At 50.2% G+C, this 15,991-nt stretch carries 9 protein-coding genes; all 9 read left to right on the top strand.

Features of this window, described 5'->3' with window-relative positions; translation table 11 throughout:
• Positions 1–77 precede the first annotated feature (77 nt).
• The 9 genes from QFZ51_RS26680 (at position 78) to QFZ51_RS26640 (ending at position 15,969) form a co-directional block, all read left to right on the top strand.
• Complete coding sequence (locus QFZ51_RS26680; protein WP_429050474.1) at positions 78–797, top strand: hypothetical protein; 720 nt, start codon at positions 78–80, stop codon at positions 795–797.
• A gap of 116 nt (positions 798–913) precedes the next feature.
• Positions 914–3,202, top strand: coding sequence for a GH92 family glycosyl hydrolase (locus QFZ51_RS26675; RefSeq protein ID WP_429050473.1), 2,289 nt, complete (start codon positions 914–916; stop codon positions 3,200–3,202).
• An 85-nt stretch (positions 3,203–3,287) separates the two neighbouring features.
• The gene (locus QFZ51_RS26670; protein ID WP_370908037.1) at positions 3,288–3,908 is read left to right on the top strand and encodes an RNA polymerase sigma-70 factor; all 621 of its coding nucleotides are present in this window, start codon (positions 3,288–3,290) and stop codon (positions 3,906–3,908) included.
• 49 nt (positions 3,909–3,957) lie between these two features.
• Entirely contained in the window at positions 3,958–4,941 is a 984-nt protein-coding gene (locus QFZ51_RS26665) for a FecR family protein (RefSeq protein WP_429050472.1), read from the top strand.
• 39 nt (positions 4,942–4,980) lie between these two features.
• Complete coding sequence (locus QFZ51_RS26660) at positions 4,981–8,307, top strand: TonB-dependent receptor (RefSeq protein ID WP_429050471.1); 3,327 nt, start codon at positions 4,981–4,983, stop codon at positions 8,305–8,307.
• Between the two features lie 16 nt (positions 8,308–8,323).
• Positions 8,324–9,808, top strand: a complete 1,485-nt coding sequence (locus QFZ51_RS26655) for a RagB/SusD family nutrient uptake outer membrane protein (RefSeq protein ID WP_429050470.1) — start codon at positions 8,324–8,326, stop codon at positions 9,806–9,808.
• A gap of 7 nt (positions 9,809–9,815) precedes the next feature.
• The gene (locus QFZ51_RS26650; protein WP_429050469.1) at positions 9,816–12,269 is read left to right on the top strand and encodes a glycoside hydrolase family 38 C-terminal domain-containing protein; all 2,454 of its coding nucleotides are present in this window, start codon (positions 9,816–9,818) and stop codon (positions 12,267–12,269) included.
• An 8-nt stretch (positions 12,270–12,277) separates the two neighbouring features.
• The gene (locus QFZ51_RS26645) at positions 12,278–13,654 is read left to right on the top strand and encodes an SGNH/GDSL hydrolase family protein (RefSeq protein WP_429050468.1); all 1,377 of its coding nucleotides are present in this window, start codon (positions 12,278–12,280) and stop codon (positions 13,652–13,654) included.
• A gap of 2 nt (positions 13,655–13,656) precedes the next feature.
• Entirely contained in the window at positions 13,657–15,969 is a 2,313-nt protein-coding gene (locus tag QFZ51_RS26640) for a GH92 family glycosyl hydrolase (RefSeq protein ID WP_429050467.1), read from the top strand.
• Positions 15,970–15,991 lie beyond the last annotated feature (22 nt).

The raw sequence follows: 15,991 nt of genomic DNA, 5'->3' as shown, positions 1-15,991 counted from the left end.
CAGCAACTACACTTCTATTGCCATTGTTCCCGGCAGAAATATAGCCTTGCTTTGCAGGCTATAATAAACTGTGTAAAATGCCAAGAACAGCAAAATGGTTAGGCGACGCAATGGAAGGCTTGCTGGGATCCAGGTTTCCATTAATGAAGGTAATGGAAACAAATTATATCAATCCGAACATAAAAAAGATACGGTTTAAAGGGAATCTTTCAGGGATGAATTTCCAGTTAGGCTATGCCGTTATAATCAGGGTAAGTGATACGGAATACAGAAATTACTCGGTATCATTCAGCGATGTTGAAAATGGTATCCTGGAAATTATTTTTCACCTGCACGGTGCCGCACCAGGATGTCTTTTTATGGATCGCCTAACCGTTGGTGACCAGGTAAGGGTCAGCATGCCAAGAGGGCAAAAGCAATATGATCCGGCGGTGAAAAAGCAGTTGTTGTTTGGCGATGAAACATCGTTGGGCGTGGCGGTGTCTTTTCAACCGTACCTGAAAAAGAACAATCACGAGTTTCAGTTTTATTTTGAACTGGATGAAGCAAACGAACAGGTACCCCGGCTGTTGGGGTTGGAGAACTACACAGTATTTCCTAAAAACAATCACTTCAGGAATGAGCAGTGGATAAACGACCTGGCGATTTTTAGGGCTGGCGATTGGCTCACGGCTAACTACATTCTTACCGGAAATGTAAAGTCAGTTCAAACCTTTAGAAGAGTACTGAAGAATAATAATATCAGCGGCAGAATATTTACGGCCGGTTTCTGGCTGGAAGGGAAAACGGGTTTGTAATTCCAGTACATGAAGGCTGTTTCCCGCTGCTCTTTAAAAATATTTCTTCAAAAAACAAGTACTAAATGGCGGTAACTGTTCCATTGCGTGTCTAATCTAAAAGCCGTTACCACGCAATGCAGCTACCACGTATAAAAAACACACGCCGGTTTTTTACCGGTTTATTTTGCAGTTTCTCCCTCGCCACCGCAGCGCAGCAAAAAGAACTGGTGGCCTACGCCAATACTCTACAGGGCACCAATTCGGAGTTCTCACTCAGTAATGGCAATACCCATCCTTCCACGGCGCTGCCTTTTGGTATGCATGCCTGGTCTGCCCAAACAGGTAAAAACGGCGACGGCTGGAAGTACCAGTACAAAGCCACCACCATCCGCGGCTTCCAGCAAACGCACCAGTGCAGCCCCTGGGTGGGCGACTACGCCGTATTCAGCCTGATGCCGGTAACAGGTAAACTGGCAGTAGGAGAAGAGGAGCGCGCCACAGCTTTCAGTCATGCGGATGAAGTAGCCCGCCCCGACTACTACAAGGTAACTTTCGTCAATAACATCACCACGGAATTATCACCTACTGAAAGAGGCGCACATCTGCGCTTTTCGTTCCCGGCAAAGAAACCCGCCTACATTGTGCTGGATGGCTATGATGCGCTGAGTGGCGTACAAATATTTCCGGCAGAAAGAAAAATTACCGGGTACGTCACCAACGGGCGCTTCATCCCCAAAGGCTTCCGTAACTATTTTGTGATCGTGTTCGACCAGCCTTTCGAAGCCAGCGGCACCTGGGAAAATACCAATAACAGGATCTTCGCAGATACGCTGTCGGCCGAAGGGAAAGGCGCAGGTGCATTTATCCGTTTTAAGAATGGTGCAGTGGTACAGGCCAGGGTAGCTTCTTCCTATATCAGCGCCGCGCAGGCGGAACTCACCTGGCAACAGGAGCTGAAACCCTTCACCAGGCTGGAACAAACAAGAGCGGCGGCCGCCAAAATATGGAACACGCTCTTTGCCAGGGTACGGGTGGAAGGCGGAACGGAAAAAGACAAAGCCACTTTTTATTCCTGCCTTTTCCGCGCCAATCTTTTTTCACATATCTTTTTTGAATACAACAGCAAAGGAACCCCTTATTATTTCAGTCCGTACGATGGAAAGATACATAACGGGTACATGTACACTGACAACGGCTTCTGGGATACCTTTCGTGCGCAGTTCCCGCTAAACACCATCCTGCACCCCACCATGGAAGGCCGCTACATGCAGGCGCTGCTGGATGCGCAGCAACAATGCGGCTGGCTCCCTGCCTGGTCGTTCCCCGGCGAAACAGGCGGCATGCTCGGCAATCACGCCATCTCCCTGCTGGCAGATGCATGGGTGAAAGGGATCCGCACCTTCGATCCCAAACAAGCGCTGGACGTCTATTATCATGAAGCCATGAACAAAGGCCCCTGGGGCGGCGCCAACGGCCGCGCCGGTTGGAAAGAATACTATCAGCTGGGATATGTCAGCTTCCCCGAATCACAGGGCAGCACCTCGCAAACATTGGAATATGCATACGACGATTTCTGCGGGTATCAACTAGCCAAGCTGACTGGCAACAATTTTTATCAGTACGTTTTTGGCCGCACCATGTATAATTATAAAAATCAGTACGACAGCCTCTCCGGGTTTATGCGCGGCCGTAAACTGGATGGCAACTGGCAGGAAAACTTTGATCCGTATGAATGGGGCGGCCCCTATACAGAAGGGAATGCCTGGCACTGGCAGTGGTCCGTATTTCATGATGTACAAGGCCTGATTAACCTGATGGGAGGAAATACGCCCTTCATCACAAAACTGGACTCCGTTTTCAGCGCCCCCAATAAAGTGAACGTGGGCGCTTACAAACAAACGATCCACGAAATGACGGAAATGGTAAACGCCAACATGGGCCAGTATGCACACGGTAATCAGCCGGTGCAACATATGATCTATCTCTATAACTATGCCGGCCAGCCCTGGAAAACACAGGCGCATGTGCGGAAAGTAATGGACCAACTTTACAATGCAGGAGAAAACGGGTATCCCGGGGATGAAGACCAGGGGCAGATGTCCTCCTGGTACGTAATGAGCGCTATGGGCTTTTACAGCGTGTGCCCAGGCACGGATCAATACGTGATCGGAAGTCCGCTGTTCCCGAAAGTGACAATAACACTTGAAAACGGGAAGCAGTTTGTGGTGCAAGCCCATAACAACAGCCCGGAGAATGTATATATCCAGTCGGCGGTTCTCAACGGTAAACCGTGGCCGCACAACTGGCTCCGGCATGCAGATATCCTTAATGGCGGTGTGCTGCTGCTGGAAATGGGTAATAAACCGGCTGTCAACCGGGGCATCGCCGATGCCGACAAACCTTTCTCGCTGAGCGACCGGTGAAAATACGGCTGCCGATATTTTCGTACCGACATGAAGAATTTCGTACTGAAACGATTAAATTAGCCCGTAGTTCGAATTCATGTCGATGCGAAAAGATTTTTCCACGTATACAGATGAAGAGTTGTTCCTGTTTGTAAAACAGGGACACAAGGAAGCGTTTGAGGATGTGTACAGGCGCTTCTGGCAGGAGTTACTGGATGCCGCCTACCGGCGTGTAAAAGTACAGGAAGCGGCCATGGAGCTGGTGCAAAGCCTGCTGGTAGACCTCTACCTGAAAAGGGAAACCATTTCTCTTAACACATCGCTCCGCAATTACCTGCATACATCACTGAAAAACCGGATACTGAATACCATCCGTTCACAATTGGTGCGCAACACCTATCAGCAGCATGTACTGAATGATAGCGGTCTTTATCAGTCAGACGCCGCCAGCACGCTGCAATTAAAAGAACTGCAGCGGCATATAGATGAATCCTGCGCCAGCATGCCCGAAAAATGCAGGGAAGTATTTTACCTGAGCAGGAGAGAGCAGTTGTCGTACCAGCACATCGCCCGGCAAATGAATATTTCGGTGAACACCGTAGAGAAACATATGGTGAAAGCCCTGAAAATATTACGCGCTCACCTGAAACAATATCATTACATCCTGTTCTGGTGCCTGGTATCGCTGTTGCTGCTGTGGAGTGCAAATGTCAAACTATTTTGAATCGTGATGGCGGTAAGCCATTTTTCAGGTGTCTAATGTTAGAGAGACTATGGATATGAACAACACCCGGTTAAAAGAATTATTGGATAAATACCTGGACGGTACAGCCACTGATGTTGAAATCAGTGAGGTGGACAATTGGTACAGGTCTTTCGAAAATGATCCGGCCTTCACTGCGCAATTCAGCCCGGAGCAACGCACCGCGCTGGAGCAGCTGATCTTCCTGCGCATCAGCCGCCAGGTGGAAGCTGCGGAGCCACGGGTTAGCTACCGGTCTGTTCGTTGGTGGGCCGCAGCCGCCGCGGTGGCTTTGCTCATTACCGCAGGCGCCTTCTTCCTGACCCGGAAACAACCGGTTCAGCAGGGAATGCCCATTGCAAGTGTGACAGCACAAACCGGTAAAAAAGGCATCAAGAAGGTCAGCCTGCCGGATAGCAGCATTGTATGGCTGAATATAGATAGTAAACTCCGGTATGAAGAAACAAAAGGCCGGGAGATCTGGCTGGAAGGAGAAGGCTACTTTGAAGTAGCGCCCAAACAAGGCGCTCCCTTCCTGGTGCATGCCGGCACGCTTCATATCAATGTACTTGGTACCAGCTTTAACATCGACGCCTACACGCCGGATGCAAAAGTAACGGTAACAGTAGCCAGCGGAAAGGTCGCCATTGGAAACAGTCAGCGCAACCATGCCACGCTGGGGGCCAATCAGCAGGTCATATACCATGCTGCGGAAGATCAGCTGGAAACAAGCAACATCGCTGCGGCAGACGTCAGCGCCTGGACACAGGGTCAGCTGATATTTAAGAAAGCGCTGTTCCGCGATATTGCACAAAAACTGGAACGCCGTTACGACGTACGTATCCGGTTTGCCAGCGAACAAATTGCCAGCTCATTGCTCACCGCCCGGTTCGATGCCAACGTACCGTTTAAAAACGTACTGGGCATGTTGTGTGATATTTATGGGTTTAGCTACCGGCAAACGCCGGGCAAAAACGAATACCTGGTTTACAAAAAAAGTCAACCAACTAAATAATCCGGAAGGATCAGCCATGTGGCGTGATAATTTCAAGTTATGAAAGTGAAAACAGCGGAGTGCGTGCACATGACGCCCAGGTGGCTTGCCTGCCTGGTGCTGGCATTGTGTTGCCTGTACCCGCCGCGGATGATGGCCCAATCCGGAACAACAACAGAGCTGAAACAAACCACGGTAGATATACATGTTGTGAATGAAACACTCGATAAAGTGTTTGAACAGGTGGAAGCCTCCACCACATTCCGGTTTGTATATAACCCGTCGGAAATTGCAAAAAGTGGAAAAGTAACGATCAATAAAAAGAATATTCCGGTGGAACAGGTGCTGAAATTATTGCCATCCGTATTGCAATATGAACTGCGTGGAAGGAACCTCCTCATCACCCGGAAGGAAGCGCCGCCACTGAACCAGGCTTCGGTATTAACAGGAAAGGTGACGGATACCAACGGCAACCCCTTGCCGGGTGTATATGTCATGAAGAAAGGTTCGCCGCCACGTATCGTAACAGAGCCGGATGGCTCCTTCAGCATACATGCCGATCCGGGGGATACCCTGCGCTTCAGCCTTCCCGGCTTCGGCGAACAGGAAGTTCCCGTGGAACGCGCCAATATGCTCTATGTTTCCATGCTGGCGAAATATTCATCACTCAAAGAAGTAGTGGTGATCGGTTACGGCACTTCCAGCAAGGAGAAACTTACCACAGCGGTAGGCACCGTGAGCGGCGATGTATTAAAGGAACGTGCTACCACCATGAACCTCATGCAGGGACTGGCAGGAAAGGTAGCCGGTGTCAGCGTGATGATGAACTCCGGAAAACCCGGCGGTAATCCTATCGTAAAAATCAGGGGGACCGGTTCCATCAACGCGTACAACGGTCCGCTGTATGTGGTAGACGGCATTGTGGGCGCAGATCCCCTGATCCTTGATCCGAATATTGTGGCTTCGGTGGATGTGCTCAAAGATGCCGCTGCCTCCGCCATTTACGGTGCAAGAGGATCTAACGGCGTGATCGTGATCACCACCCGGAAAGGCACAAAAAGCAGCCCGGCTATTTCATTCCGCAACACCCTCAGCTTTGGCGCACTGGCCCGCAAAGTACAGCTGATGAATGCAGAAGAAGCACTGGAGATGTTTAAGCGGGAATATGAATACCTGCCTGGCCGCACCGCGCCGCATCTCGATCCTACCCGCCAGTTTCCGCGGAAGGATGAACTTTTTAATACAGACGGTTCGCCTAAATATCATACAGACTGGCAGGAGGAAGCAAGCCGCCTGGCAGTGTCCCACGAACATTCATTGTCACTGTCTGCCGGAAAGGATGGCTTCTCCGCCCTGGTCAACCTGTCTTACAACGACCAGCAGGGAATCCTGATCAACAGCTACTCCCGGCAGATCAATGGCTTTATCAACCTCGGCTGGGACGTCACAAAATGGTTGCACGTACAGGCGGTCATCAACAGCGGGGCAGCCAAACAGAATAATGTCGACATCAATACATTCGGATTAAATGCCGTACGCCAGATATATGAATTTCTGCCCTTCCTGCCGGTACGCTATGCAGATGGCACGTATTCGCGCAAAGGAGATTATCCCGGTGCAGAGGATTCTGAAAACCCGGTGAGACTTATGCAGGAAGTAAAATCGGTGGCCGGCCGCACGTATACCATGGGCAACCTGATCACTACCATCCGCCTGAACAGCAAACTGCATATCACAGCGGGTTTGAGCGGACAAACAGGCGCCACCTACAACCTGTATTATTCCGGCCGGGATATCCGCGGATATTCGGATACGCAACAGGGAGTAGCCACACGGGCAAATGGTAATTCCGGCTCCTGGACTTCGGAAGATTACCTGACCTGGAACAACCAGTTTGGCAAACATAAAGTCACTGCCGTGGCAGGCGCCAGCTGGTACTATTTCGGGAACATGAACACGCAGGCAGGAAGCGAAGGCTTCTTCGATGATTTCTTTTCGTATAACAGCCTGCAAACAGGACTGGTACCGCAACGGCCGCAGTCGGGAACAAGCAATACAGCAATGAACTCGTATTATATGCGGTTCAACTACGACTACGACAGCCGTTACCTGCTGGGATTTTCTTTCCGTGCAGATGGATCTTCGCGCTTCGGAGCCAATAATGTGTATGGATACTTCCCAAGTTTCTCGGGCGCGTGGCGGTTGTCGTCGGAGCCTTTCCTCCGGGATGTGCGCAGCATCAACGACCTGAAGATACGTGGCAGCTACGGCATCGTAGGCAATGCGGATATCGGCGATTATGTAACGCAAGACAGGCTGCGGAGCGGCCAGGTGGCATTCAATGGCCAGGCGGCGCCCGCAGTTATGCTGGAAGCATTGGGTAACAAAAATCTTAAATGGGAAAAAGCCCATCAGCTGAATATCGGGGTCGATGTTTCACTGCTGGACAACAGGATACAATTTACCGGCGACGTTTATAACCGCGTAACAAAAGATCTGCTGTATTACCGGCTGATGCCGGCTACCACCGGCTATGAGGGCGTGTTTGACAATATCGGTTCTATCCGTAACAGGGGTGTTGAACTGTCGCTTGTTACCAACAATATCCGGCGCAAACAATTCTCCTGGAACACTTCCCTGATCTATTCCATGAACCGCTCCCTCGTACTGGAACTGAATGGCGATATCATGTATCCCTGGGGTGGCCGCATCATGGAAGGACGGCCGTTGAATGAATTTTATGGCTACCGCCGCCTGGGTACCTGGGGTACAGAGGAAGCAACGGAAGCTGCTGCCTATGGCAAAAAGCCTGGCGATCTGAAATACGCAGACCGGAATAATAATAAAGTGAAAGATGCCAACGACCGGACGGTACTTGGTAACGGTATGCCCGATTTTGAAGCAAGCCTGAGTAACACGTTTACCTATAAAAATTTTTCGCTGTTGGTAGATGTGCAAACGATCTATGGTCACAGCCTGGCAAACTTTACCAGGATGCTCATGGAAAATGCAGCACCCACCATCAACAGCTACCGCAGCCTGCTCAATGCCTGGACGCCGGAACAACAGGGCGGCATGAACCCGGCGCTGCGGCTGCCGCAGGATGGACTCGATAATGAAATGGATAGTTATTACATAGAAAAAGGAACATTCCTGCGCATTCGCAATATCGCACTGGCCTATAGGCTAAAGGAAGACTGGCTCGCACGGTATCATATAAAGTCAGCCGCCATCAGCGTCAGCGCAGAAAACTATTTCCTGTTCACAAAGTATAAAGGATATGATCCGGAAGCATCTTCATTCGATGGCGACTTTAACCAGGGAGTGGATATGTATCAATACCCGAAAGCAAAAACGCTGGCGTTCACATTAAATGTTACATTCTGAATAAAGGAATTGAAATATGAAACAACTGGTGCTGTTGGGGATGATCATATTGATTACTTCCTGCAACAAATTCCTGGAAGAGGAACCCTCGGGTTCTCTCAGCCTCACACACTACTACAAAACACCTGAACAGGTGAGCGCTGCGGTAAACGGTACCTACGACGGCCTCGCTACTCCCTTCGTGGCTAATATAGGCGTAGCCGTTAGCCCGGTGTATTCACTGGAATATATCACAGGGTATAGCCGCCGGCCACGGCCATCAGGTTTTGAAGATGACCAGTTCCTGCGGTTAGACCGGCTCGATAATGCAAACTCAAAATTACAGGGATGGTGGAACGCTACTTATTACCCGGTGGAAAACTGTAACAGCGTGATTGAAAACGTAAGCGTAACACTGGTGGTAGATGAATTAACCAAGCAGCGTTACCTCGGTGAAGCGCATTTCCTGCGGGCATGGTATTACTTCCAGGCAGTACGGCTTTTTGGCGACATTCCCCTGAAACTCACCACCACAAAAGATATTAATGATGTAAGAATCCGCCGCTCGCCGAAAGCAGCCGTATATGAACAGATTGTGAAGGACCTTACCGTAGCAGAAAATGCCGGTCTCCCCTGGACGGATCAGAGCGGGCATGTAAGCCTGGGCGCCGTAAAATCTTTGCTGGCAAAAGTATACATCACCATGGCCGGTTATCCGTTGCAGAAAGGAATGCCTTATTACCAGAAGGCCTATGACAAGGCGATGGAAGTAATCGACAGCCACCAGTTTTCCCTGTTTGAGCAATACAGCGATCTGCGTAACCCCGCGGTGCAAAATACCCGGGAGCATATTTTTATGCTGCAGCGCCATCCTACGGTGGCGGTGAGCAACATTCACTGGGCCTATCTTCCATATCCCGGTCAGCCGGTTTCTATACAACCCGCCTATGGTGGGGCCATGGCGCCAGCGCCCGCGTTTTATGATTCGTATGCAGCAGACGACGGACGCAAACAGGAAAAGGCTTTCTTCTATACGAAATACCCGCGTTATGGCAACCCGGCCGAAACCATCTTTTTCTCCGAACCTTATATCTTCAAATTCTGGGATGAGGAAGCAGAAAAAACCGGCCGCTCAGGAGCTAACTTTCCCCTGATACGTTACGCGGATATTTTGCTTTTATGTGCAGAAGCAAAAAGTGTAATCGACGGTGGCACTACATCCGATGCCGCGGCTATCGACGCCTGGTATTCGGTACGCCACCGGGCATTCCCGGCAGCGCCTAAGCCTGCTGCTTTAACAACAGATGATATTCTCAGGGAAAGATATTGGGAACTGTGTTTTGAATTCCAGACCTGGTACGATATGCTGCGTACCCGCAAAGCCTTTGATGTGGCACGCGGCCGCATGACTAACCTCGTCGGATACAAAGCACCCAACCACCTGCGGAGCTTCGAAGAAACTGATTTTCAATTTCCATTACCATTAGCTGAAGTTCAGAAAAACCCGGACTTGGCCCTTTAACAACAGCATGAAACGAATGACTATTTGCCTGGCGGTTTTACTCACCGCTGCGGCACAGGAATCTTTTGCCCAGCAGCCTTACTTTATTGATGGCTATCATGGCGGCGTTTACGGGCACTATCCCGTAGGATACACCCGGTTTATAAACAGCCAGCTGCAGGCAAACCCTAACTGGAAAATTAACCTGGAAATAGAACCGGAAACCTGGGATATGGTGAAGACCCGTGAACCGGAAGCATATACGGTTTTCCAACAATTATTTGCCGATCAATCCAACAACGGCCGCATAGAATATGTGAACCCGGCATATGGTCAGAGTTATCTCTACACCAGCTCCGGTGAAAGTATGATCCGCCAGTTCAGCTATGGCATACAAAAAGTAAGGGAACATTTTCCCGGCGCCCGGTTCACTACTTATTCAAGTGAAGAACCCTGCTTTACCAGCGCTCTGCCACAGGTACTCCGCTCGTTCGGATTTAAATATGCATCCCTGAAAAATCCGAATACCTGCTGGGGAGGCTACACCCGCGCATTTGGCGGAGAGTTGGTTAACTGGCAGGGCCCCGATGGCAGCCGGCTGCTAACCGTGCCGCGATATAGTTCGGAAGCCTTATTACCCAATTCTACCTGGCAAACTACCGCCTGGAACAACAGCAAAGAATATTTAGCATCCGCACGGGCCGCCGGCATCGCCAATCCCGTGGGCATGTGCCTGCAGGATGCCGGCTGGCGCAACGGCCCCTGGCTGAAAGATAATGCACAGTATGAAACGTGGCGGAATTATATCGGCAGCGTGGCCGGCAAAACAAATGTGCCCTCATGGCGCTTTAGCCAGGAAGACATCCAGGTAAGCCTGGTATGGGGTGCGCAGGTATTACAGCGTATTGCACAGCAGGTGAGAGCAGCAGAAAATAAACTGATAGCAGCAGAAAAATATGCCGCCATTGCCACGCTATGTGATCATGTTGCATGGCCGCAGCAACAACTGGATACCGCCTGGAAATCACTGCTGCTGGCCCAGCATCACGACTGCTGGATCGTGCCTTACAATGGCAGCAAGGATGATACCTGGATCGATAAAGTACAACACTGGACAGATAACACCATCGCTGTAAGTGACAGTATCTTGCAACAAAATAATAACGGCGCTGCTTTTATACGCGTGTTGAATACCACTGCACGCCGCCGCGAAGAATGGATTGATTTACCGGGTGGCAATTGGAAAGTAACAGACAGTAAAGGAAGACAGGTGCAAACAGCGCAGGGATCCGTTAAAGTTTCCGTGCCGCCAATGGGATTCAGCGTTTACAGGTTGCAGCAAATAACAGGTACAGAAAAAGATACCCGTCCGGAAACAGGACGCTATCTGCTGGAAACAGACTTATACCGCGTAGAAATAGACCCCGCCAAAGGCGGCGTTATCACCAGCCTGGTAGTTAAAGCCACCGGCAAAGAAATGGTAGACACAAAAAGCAATCGCGGGTTCAATGAACTCAGGGGATACTTTTACCAGGAAGGCGCCTGGCGCTCCAGCATGGATACGGTAGCGGTTATCCGCATTACTGAAAATAACAAAGCCCGCGTGTCGGCGGAAATCAACGGTTTTATTGCCGGTCACCCATTTACACAACAGCTTACACTTACCAATGGTCAGCGAAGAATAGATATGAAAGTAACCATAAACTGGAAGGGCAATCCCGGCATAGGCGCCTATTCTCAGGCTAACAACTATAGTACGGAAGCATATCACAAAGCATTTTATAACGATAGCTGCAAACTGCAGGTGCTGTTCCCGCTTTCTCTCTCTTCACAAAAACTCAGTAAAGATGCACCGTTTGATGTAACGAATAGCCGGTTGGAAAATACTTTCTTCAGCAGCTGGGACAGCATTAAAAATAATGTCATCCTCCACTGGGTGGATGTAACCGATGGCAACGCAGGACTGGCCCTGTTTACCGATCATACTACCAGTTATGTGCATGGAAAGGATTATCCGCTGGGTCTTACGTTGCAATATGCAGGCAGGGCGCTCTGGGGACGTAATTATGATATTACCGGCCCTACAGAAGTGAATTATGCCATCGTTCCGCATAAAGGCAATTGGGAAACGGGCGCCATCCCCAATGAGGAAGCACGCTGGTGCGAACCACTGCAGGTATTGCCTGCCACCGGTGGAAAAGATTTTTCCCTGCTGGCAGCGGATGATCATTGGCAGGTATCCGCCCTGCAGATTGATGGAAAAGATTTGCTCATCAGGTTGTACAATGCGGGTGGAAATAACGGTCAGCAGCAACTGTCTTTCAACGGTAAAGCGGCGCAGGCTGTTATAGAACAACTGGATGGACAGGCAGTGGAAACCCTGCAACAACGGCAGACTGCAGGCAAAACAATCATCCGCCTGGCGATACCACGTTTCGGTATCCGCACCATCCGGCTGAAAAATGTAATTGTAAATAACTAAACCACAATATGAAAAAGTTCGTGTATTCCATCGGGTTATGCCTCGCCACCTTGTTCACGCAGGCGCAGGTAAAACCCTTTCAACAAAATGACCGCGTGATTTTTGTAGGCAACAGTATCACCGAAGCAGGAGCCTATGTCTCGTATATTTATCTCTACTACATGACCCATTTCCCCGGCAAAAAACTGGTGATCCTCAACGGTGGCATTGGCGGCGACAAAGCATCGGATATATACCGCCGCCTGGATTATGATATCCTGGCTAAAAAGCCTACGGTACTGGTGCTCACATTCGGTATGAACGACACCGGCTACTTTGAATTTAACAGCAGCGATGCTGCTAAAACCGCCGCTGAACGGATTGCCGCGTCCCGCAGCAGTTATCAGCAAATAGAACAACGGCTGCTCAAACTGCCGGCTATACAAAAAGTAATGATGTCGTCGCCGCCATACGATGAAACCGCGAAGATACCAGGGAATTATTTTCCCGGTAAACAACAGGCCATGCTGGAAATAATAAAGTTCCAGGAGCAGGCGGCACAGAAAAATAACTGGCCTTTTACAGACCTGTTCCGGCCTATGAAAGCGCTGAATGAACAACTGCAGCAAAAGGATTCCACTTTTACCATGATTGGCCCCGATAGGATCCATCCCGGTAATGCAGGACACCTGGTAATGGCTTCCCTCTTCCTGAAAAGCCAGGGACTGAACGGCAAACCTGTGGCAGCAGTAAGGATTAACGCGAGCGCTGGTAAATTGCAGCAGGCGGTGAATTGTAATATCAGCCAGCTGACAGCTTCCGGTAATAAAGTAAGTTTCGGCTACCTGGCCGCATCACTGCCCTTTCCCATAGATACGGTGTCCCGCATATGGGGCAATAACCAGAAACAATCTGATGCATTGAACTGGATTCCTTTTACAGAAGATTTTAACCGGGAAATGTTACAGGTAGATGGATTGTCGTCCGGAGATTATACACTGCTGATAGACGGCCACGCTATGGGCAGATGGTCCGCTACCGCATTCGCCGAAGGCATCAACCTTGCCACGCTGCCGGAAACGCCGCAATACAAACAGGCGTATTCCATTATGCAGCTCAATCTCCGCCGTGCAGAGCTGGAAGGCCATTTACGCAGTTACTACTGGGTACAGGGTAACTTTTTTGATAAAAAGCATTTATTATTGCACGATAACGCCGCAGCACTGGACAGTGTGCGCACCGCCGCAAAAACAGATGGTATGCTGCGCTTCCACGAAGGAAATTATGAAACAGCCATGTACAAAGAACTGCGTACGGCCTGGCTGAATGAGATCGATACCATCGTTAAACTGATCTATACGATCAACAAACCGGTGCTTCATAAAATTGAGATCGTTAAAATTTAAAGATGAAAATCACTGCTTCTATATTCGTTTCCGCACTCTTCCTGGTTGCAACGGTTGGTAAGGCCCAGGGGCCCGCTGCTTACGTAAACCCTTTCATCGGCGCCAGTACCAGTGAAGATGCCGCCGGCAGCTACCACGGCCTCGGCAAAACTTTTCCCGGTGCCGCCACGCCGTTTGGCATGGTGCAGCTCAGCCCCAATACCATTACCGGTGGCGACAACGGCTCAGGATACAGTTATGAACATACCACCATAGAAGGCTTTGCCTTTACGCAAATGAGCGGCATCGGCTGGTATGGAGATCTTGGCAACTTCCTGGTGATGCCCGCCACCGGCCCCCTGCAAACTGCCGCCGGCAGCCGGCAACATCCGGAAGAAGGGTATCGTTCTACCTACTCAAAAAAAGAAGAAAAGGCTACCGCAGGGTACTACTCCGTTCTGCTCACAGAAAATAATATCAAAGCAGAAATGACCGCCGCTCCGCACAGCGGCATCATGCGCTTTACCTTTCCCGCCAATCAGCAATCACGCCTACAAATCGACCTGGCCCGCCGGGTAGGCGGTACCTCCACCTGGCAGGAAGTGAAAGTGATCAACGACAGCACCATCGCAGGGTACATGCAGTGCACACCGGAAGGCGGCGGCTGGGGAAACGGCGATGGTAAAGGTAATTACACGGTATACTTTTATGCACAATTCAGTAAACCACTTTCAAAATGCGGCGTCTGGAGTGCAGACATCCCCGACGGATGGTCGCGTAAACGGGAAGACATTGAAAGCGCCCGCTACCAGCAACAGATCGCAAAAGCAACGGTGATACCCGGCACTAAAGAAAAAGCAGGTAAACATCTCGGCTTCTATACAGAATTTGCCACAACAGAAAAGGAAGCTGTACTGATGAAAGCAGGCATTTCCTTCGTTAGCATCGATGGCGCCAGGAATAACCTGGAAACAGAGATCAAAGACTGGAATTTTGATGGTATCAGGCAGCAAACCTTCAACTCCTGGAACAAAGCGCTGGGAAAAATAACGGTAACAGGAGGCTCGGAAGAGGAGAAGAAAATACTCTATACAGCCCTGTATCATACCATGATAGACCCGCGCAATTTTTCTGATGCGGATGGAAAATATATCGGGGGAGATGGAAAAGTTCACGCCGTGAAAAACTTTACCAAACGCACCATCTTCAGCGGCTGGGACGTATTCCGCAGCCAGATGCCCCTCCAAAGCATCATCAATCCCCGCGTAGTAAACGACATGGTGAATTCACTGGTCACCCTGGCAGATGAAAGCGGCAACCAATACCTGGAACGCTGGGAATTCCTGAACGCCTACAGCGGTTGCATGATCGGCAACCCCGCCGTATCGGTGATGGCAGATGCTTGGGCAAAAGGAATACGTGGCTTTGATATCAGTAAAGGCTATGCCTTCGCCAAAAATTCCGTAGAGAAATTCGGGAACGGCAGCAAAGGATATTCCACCGGCGGACTAAGCGTATCGCTCACGCTGGAATACGCGTACTTCGACTGGTGCCTCGGCAAACTGGCCGGCGCACTCGGCAAAAAGGACGATGCGAAAAAATACCTGGTCCGTGGCGCCAATTATAAAAATGTATTTGACACCGCCAAAGCATGGTTCCGCCCGCGCAACGACGATGGCAGCTGGCAACCCTGGCCGGAACAGGGCCGCATGCAACAGGGATATGGCACTATTGAAAGCAGCCCTTATCAGCAGGGCTGGTTTGTTCCGCACGATGTGCCCGGCATGGTAGCCCTCATGGGTGGAAAAGAAAAGGTATTGGAAGATCTGACCGTATTCTTTGATAAAGTTCCGCAAAACATGATGTGGAACGATTATTACAACCATGCCAACGAACCGGTTCATCACGTTCCGTTTTTATTCAACCGCCTGGGCGCCCCCTGGCTTACCCAGAAATGGACCCGCGAAATCTGCGCCCGCGCTTATCATAATTCGGTGGAAGGACTGGTAGGTAATGAAGATGTAGGGCAGATGTCTGCCTGGTATGTACTGGCCGCCAGCGGACTGCATCCGGTATGCCCCGGAAGTACCCGGTATGAGATCACCAGCCCGGTGTTTGATAACATTAGCATCGCCCTGGATCCGGCTTATGCCAAAGGCAAACAGTTTACTATCAGCGCCCGCAATAATTCGTCTGCCAACCGCTACATCCAGCGCGCCTGGTTAAACGGCAAACCATACGCCCACTGTTATATCAACCACGCAGATATCACTGCCGGCGGCACACTGGTACTGGAAATGGGTAACCAGCCGGCAAAAAACTGGGGAATTAAATAAAAATTAATGGAAGAATGGCGGT

The organism is Chitinophaga sp. W3I9 (assembly GCF_050434025.1).
GTDB lineage: Bacteria > Bacteroidota > Bacteroidia > Chitinophagales > Chitinophagaceae > Chitinophaga.
This window is presented reverse-complemented; position numbering and strand designations above follow the sequence as displayed.

What these genes read in the sequence shown, in the direction of transcription:
- QFZ51_RS26680 (WP_429050474.1), top strand. Translation starts at nt 78, where the DNA reads ATGCCAAGAACAGCAAAATGGTTAGGCGACGCAATGGAAGGCTTGCTG.
- QFZ51_RS26675 (WP_429050473.1), top strand. Translation starts at nt 914, where the DNA reads ATGCAGCTACCACGTATAAAAAACACACGCCGGTTTTTTACCGGTTTA.
- QFZ51_RS26670 (WP_370908037.1), top strand. Translation starts at nt 3,288, where the DNA reads ATGCGAAAAGATTTTTCCACGTATACAGATGAAGAGTTGTTCCTGTTT.
- QFZ51_RS26665 (WP_429050472.1), top strand. Translation starts at nt 3,958, where the DNA reads ATGGATATGAACAACACCCGGTTAAAAGAATTATTGGATAAATACCTG.
- QFZ51_RS26660 (WP_429050471.1), top strand. Translation starts at nt 4,981, where the DNA reads ATGAAAGTGAAAACAGCGGAGTGCGTGCACATGACGCCCAGGTGGCTT.
- QFZ51_RS26655 (WP_429050470.1), top strand. Translation starts at nt 8,324, where the DNA reads ATGAAACAACTGGTGCTGTTGGGGATGATCATATTGATTACTTCCTGC.
- QFZ51_RS26650 (WP_429050469.1), top strand. Translation starts at nt 9,816, where the DNA reads ATGAAACGAATGACTATTTGCCTGGCGGTTTTACTCACCGCTGCGGCA.
- QFZ51_RS26645 (WP_429050468.1), top strand. Translation starts at nt 12,278, where the DNA reads ATGAAAAAGTTCGTGTATTCCATCGGGTTATGCCTCGCCACCTTGTTC.
- QFZ51_RS26640 (WP_429050467.1), top strand. Translation starts at nt 13,657, where the DNA reads ATGAAAATCACTGCTTCTATATTCGTTTCCGCACTCTTCCTGGTTGCA.